4 protein-coding genes are annotated in these 4,490 nt (G+C 66.4%); 1 reads left to right on the top strand and 3 read right to left on the bottom strand.

Going from position 1 to position 4,490, the window contains the following annotated elements; translation table 11 throughout:
- Positions 1 to 274: 274 nt before the first annotated feature.
- Positions 275 to 1,411, top strand: a complete 1,137-nt coding sequence (locus LzC2_RS20370; protein ID WP_185168683.1) for a DUF1559 domain-containing protein — start codon at positions 275 to 277, stop codon at positions 1,409 to 1,411.
- Positions 1,412 to 1,726: 315 nt separating this feature from the next.
- Here LzC2_RS20370 and LzC2_RS20365 read toward each other — a convergent pair whose 3' ends face one another.
- The 3 genes from LzC2_RS20365 to LzC2_RS20355 form a co-directional block, all read right to left on the bottom strand.
- Complete coding sequence (locus tag LzC2_RS20365; RefSeq protein ID WP_206678833.1) at positions 1,727 to 2,128, bottom strand: hypothetical protein; 402 nt, start codon at positions 2,126 to 2,128, stop codon at positions 1,727 to 1,729.
- A 110-nt stretch (positions 2,129 to 2,238) separates the two neighbouring features.
- Complete coding sequence (locus LzC2_RS20360) at positions 2,239 to 3,204, bottom strand: UDP-glucuronic acid decarboxylase family protein (RefSeq protein WP_171189865.1); 966 nt, start codon at positions 3,202 to 3,204, stop codon at positions 2,239 to 2,241.
- Positions 3,205 to 3,442: 238 nt separating this feature from the next.
- Complete coding sequence (locus tag LzC2_RS20355; RefSeq protein WP_171189864.1) at positions 3,443 to 4,339, bottom strand: oxidoreductase; 897 nt, start codon at positions 4,337 to 4,339, stop codon at positions 3,443 to 3,445.
- Positions 4,340 to 4,490 lie beyond the last annotated feature (151 nt).

Raw genomic sequence — 4,490 nt, 5'->3', positions numbered from 1 at the left:
GTCGGGGCGGGGGCGCCTGCCGCCCGTCACGGGGAAACAGCGGAGCGGGTCCCGCGGTTACGGACGAGACGCCCGCGGAGCGGGAAAAGAGAGGGATTTTTTGTTCCGTGCGGGATTTGTCCGTAACGCAACAACGAACGCCGCTGTTTGCCTGCGGCGATGCGACGTGCGTCGCCCTCGTTCGCGAGCGATGGGTTCTCCGTTCTCGCCGGCCTTCCACGCTCGTTCACTCGGGCAGCGCTCGTTCCTTCCTCACCTCCAGACGAACCATCGTATGCACCAATCGTCGCTCGCCCGCCGCTCCCGCCGCGGCTTCACGCTGATCGAACTGCTGGTGGTGATCGCCATCATCGCGATCCTGGTCTCGCTGCTGCTGCCGGCCGTTCAACAGGCCCGTGAAGCGGCCCGCCGGAGCCAGTGCCAGAACAACCTGAAGCAACTCGGGTTGGCGTTCCACAACTATCACAGCACTTACAAGGTCTTCCCGCCCGCCGGCAACGGCCCGCAGTCCGGCCCGGAAGCGGCCCTCAGCCCGCTGGTCCCGCTGACGCCGTACATGGATCAGACGGCGATGTGGAACCAGATGACCAGGCCGCTGGACACCGACGGCGACGGCACGCCGAACTATCAAGCGTTCGGCCCGTGGCCGAACCCCGACAACGGCAACGGATATCCGCCGTTCCGCACCCAGATTGCCAGCCTGCTGTGCCCCTCGGACGGAACGGATCCGGACGGCGCCGCGGAGACGAACTATGCGATGAACTACGGCGACAACGGCTACGCCGGCAGCGAAGGCGACACGGGTCTGCCGCTGCGGGTCGGCCGCGGGATGTTCTATCCCATCTGGGGCCGGTCGGGTGGTCGCAAGTACCCCAGCACCGGGTTGCGCGACGCCCGCGACGGCACGACGAGCACCCTTTTGGCCGGCGAAGTCGGCCGCGCCGGCCAGCGCCGTTTCCAAGGCGGCGTGAAGTGGGGCGTCTCCCTGACCGTCGCCGACGAGGCCTATGAAGACCCGCGGGGCACCTGCCTGGAGAACCCCGCCGTGGTCAACGTCAATACCCCCGGGTTCTACGCCGCGGGCGATTACCGCGACACGCAGGGGAAAAGCTGGGCGACCACTTGGGCGCCGTACACCGGCTTCCATACGATCCTGCCGCCCAACAGCCCGAGTTGCCGGGCGCAGACGGACCGTCACGTGGACCGTCACGCCGGGATCATCAGCTCCGGAAGCTTCCACAGCGGCGGCGTGCAAGTCGTGCTGTGCGACGGCTCAGTGAACTTCATTTCCGAAGCGATCGACACCGGGGATCTCTCGGCGACGGGCGTGAAGTTCGGCCCGAGCCCCTACGGAACCTGGGGCGCTTTGGGATCCCGTGACGGCGGCGAAGTCGTGGACGACGCCTTCTGATCGAGCCGGTGCGAGTCGCAAGACTCCTCTCGAACGCTTCGCCGCCCGTCCCCGGTTCGCCCGGGGACGGGCGGTTTTTATAGATCAAAGTTCACGGCATCGATTCGCACGCCGATTCAATGACCGAGTTCATGAGTGAAGCACATCACGCACCATCCGACGAGGATCAGCCCGGCGAACCGGGCGAGGCGGCGGATGGTGGAACGCCGTTGGTTCATCGCCTCTGAGTCGTCTGGGCGGCGCTAGTCCGGCGGCGTCCGGCCGGCCGATAACTTCTCTCCCCGTCACACAGGGTCACACAGGTCCCCTACCGGCTCAATCGGGCTGCGGAGAATGATCGAGTCGCAGTTCCGGCGGCAGCGTGATGTCGTTCCCGTTCCAGTCGTGCGGACCGGCTTCCGTGAGTCCGCGGACTTGTTCCAAGGCGGCGGTGAATCGAGTCGCGTCGTCAGTTCCATAGACATACGGCTCGCGCCCATAGCGACCGTCGATCTGGAAACGGAGTCCGTTTCCGTCGCGACGAATGTTGATGGTCGTCGGGTCCATCCCGGCGTGATAGTTGAGTTGGTAGTCCGGGGGACCAAGGGCGGCGACTTCTGTCGAGTCGATCGGACCGAGCGCCCCCAGCAGAAGCCGCATTGCATCGTGCCCAGTCGAGCTGTCTGCAAAGAACAGCCGCGGACCGGCTCCCTCGCGCACCCACGGCTGGAAAGACATCCCGGTGTTACTGATAACCTCCCACCTCGCAGTGGTGAGCGGTTTACCGCGGTTCGCGTCGCACCCGGCGACAGCCAAGAGCATCAATAGCGGTGGCAGGATTCGAGTCTTCACAGCCCCAACCGCTCCCGATAGAACTCGATGGTCGGCTTCAAACCCTCTTCGAGGCTGACCTGCGGTTCCCAGTCCAGCAGGCGCTTCGCTTTGCTGATGTCCGGGCGGCGCTTCTTGGGGTCGTCGGTGGGCAGCGGGAGGTGCTTCAATTCGCTGTTGCCGCCGATGAGCTTCAAGACCGCTTCGGCCAGTTCGATCATCGTGAACTCGCCGGGGTTGCCGCAGTTCACCGGGCCGGGGGCGGCGCCGTCCTCTTTCAGTTCCTCGGCGGACGGGTCGTAGTCGGTCAGGCGGAGGATGCCCTCGATCAGGTCGCTGACGTAGCAGAAGCTGCGGGTCTGGCTGCCGTCGCCGTAGATCGTCAGCGGCTCGCCCTTCAACGCCTGGCAGATAAAGTTGCTGACGACCCGCCCGTCGTTCGGGTCCATGCGGGGGCCGTAGGTGTTGAAGATGCGGACCATCCGCACCGGCATGCCGTGCTGCCGGGCGTAGTTCACGCAGAGGCTCTCGGCGACGCGTTTGCCTTCGTCGTAGCAGCTGCGGGGGCCGATCGGGTTGACGTGGCCCCAGTAATCTTCGGTCTGCGGATGCACCTCGGGGTCGCCGTAGACCTCGCTGGTGCTGGTATGCAGCAACCGGGCGCCGCAACGCTTGGCGAGGCCCAGCACGTTCACCATCCCCACGGTGGAGGTTTTGATGGTCTTGATGGGGTTCGCCTGATACGCCTCCGGGCTGGCCGGGCAGGCCATATTATAAACGACGTCCGCTTCCAGAAACAGCGGATGCACGATGTCGTGACGAACGACCTCGAACCGATCGTTGCCGATCAGATGCCGGATATTGCGTTTCGACCCGGTATAGAAGTTGTCGACGCAGATCACGTCGTCCCCCCGCTCCACGAGCCGATCGCAGAGGTGGGAGCCGAGAAAACCGGCGCCGCCGGTGACGAGTGCGGTGGGCATGGTTTAGAGCAGGGAAGAAGAAGTGGGGAGTTTATGACTCCCCTCTCCCCCTTTTGGGGGAGAGGGGCCGGGGGTGAGGGGGCTGGAACCGTTCGATCGCCTTGGAATATCCCGCCGCTCTCGACGATCGATGCCACGAACGACCGCGGGTGAGGGTTCGCCACCCTCACCCCCGGCCCCTCTCCCTGAGGGAGAGGGGAGACTCGCGGATCGTCGCGGGATATGGAACCGGCGTCCTTCATGTCAGCGGAACGAGCGGTTCCTCGCCGTCGGCGCTGCGGGCGCTGGGTTCGCAGCGGTCGGCGTCGGCGGCGACGGAGGCCAGTTTCTCGCGGAGCAGTTCGATGGCCATCACGCCCATCGGCAGGCGGAACGGCGGGTCGGGGAGCTGCACGCATTGCCACATGAGTTCGACGGCTTTGCGGGCGTCGCCGGCTTGGGCGCCGGCCATCCCGCGGACCCGGTCGCGGCCGGCGGCGGCGGTCTCGAGATAATCCGCCCCCTCCGCTTCGGGCGCCGCGAGGCTGCGGCCGTGGAAATCGGTTTTGAAGCCGCTCGGCTCGATCAGCGTGACCTTGATTCCCAACGGCTCGACTTCGTCTCGCAACGCTTCGCTGAGCGCCTCGACCGCGAACTTCGTCGCCGCGTAGAACCCGGTGCTCGCCCGGGCCACCAGGCCGGCGATGCTGGACAGGTTCAAAATATGACCGGACTTCTGGGCGCGGAGCGTCGGCAGCACGGCCCGGGTCACGTCCAGCAGGCCGTGGACGTTCACGTCGAACTGGCGGCGGACGTCGGCGTCCGGCGTGTCCTCGATGCCGCCGAACAGGCCGTAGCCGGCGTTGTTCACCAGCACGTCGATCCGTCCGAAGCGCGCTTTCGCCGCGGCGACGGCGGCGTCGATGGAGGCGCGGTCGGTCACGTCCAGCGGAGCGACGAGCACGCGGTCCGCATCCGCCGGCAGGTCGGCCAGCGTGGAGACGTCCCGGGCGGTCGCGACGAGGCGTCCGCCGTGCTTCAACACCACGTCGCACAGCTGACGGCCGAAGCCGCTTGAACAGCCGGTGACGAACCAGACGGGCGCGTCAGAAACGGGCGCGTCCGTCGAGGAAACCGCGGGGTTGGAATCAGACATGCGGGCAGGATAGCGGGGCGCGCGGAACGAATCCGGGCGGCGGACCGATTTTCCGCGTAACCTCGCGGCGCGGTTCCGTAATCAGTGGGTAGCCCGCCCGTGAATCGGGCGGCCCCGTGAATCGCTCCGCTTCCCGCCCCCCTCCCATGAC

It is taken from the genome of Alienimonas chondri (genome assembly GCF_013036045.1).
Classification (GTDB): Bacteria; Planctomycetota; Planctomycetia; order Planctomycetales; family Planctomycetaceae; genus Alienimonas; species Alienimonas chondri.
Note: the sequence above shows the minus strand (reverse complement) of the source record. Positions and strands in the feature narration are given on the sequence as shown.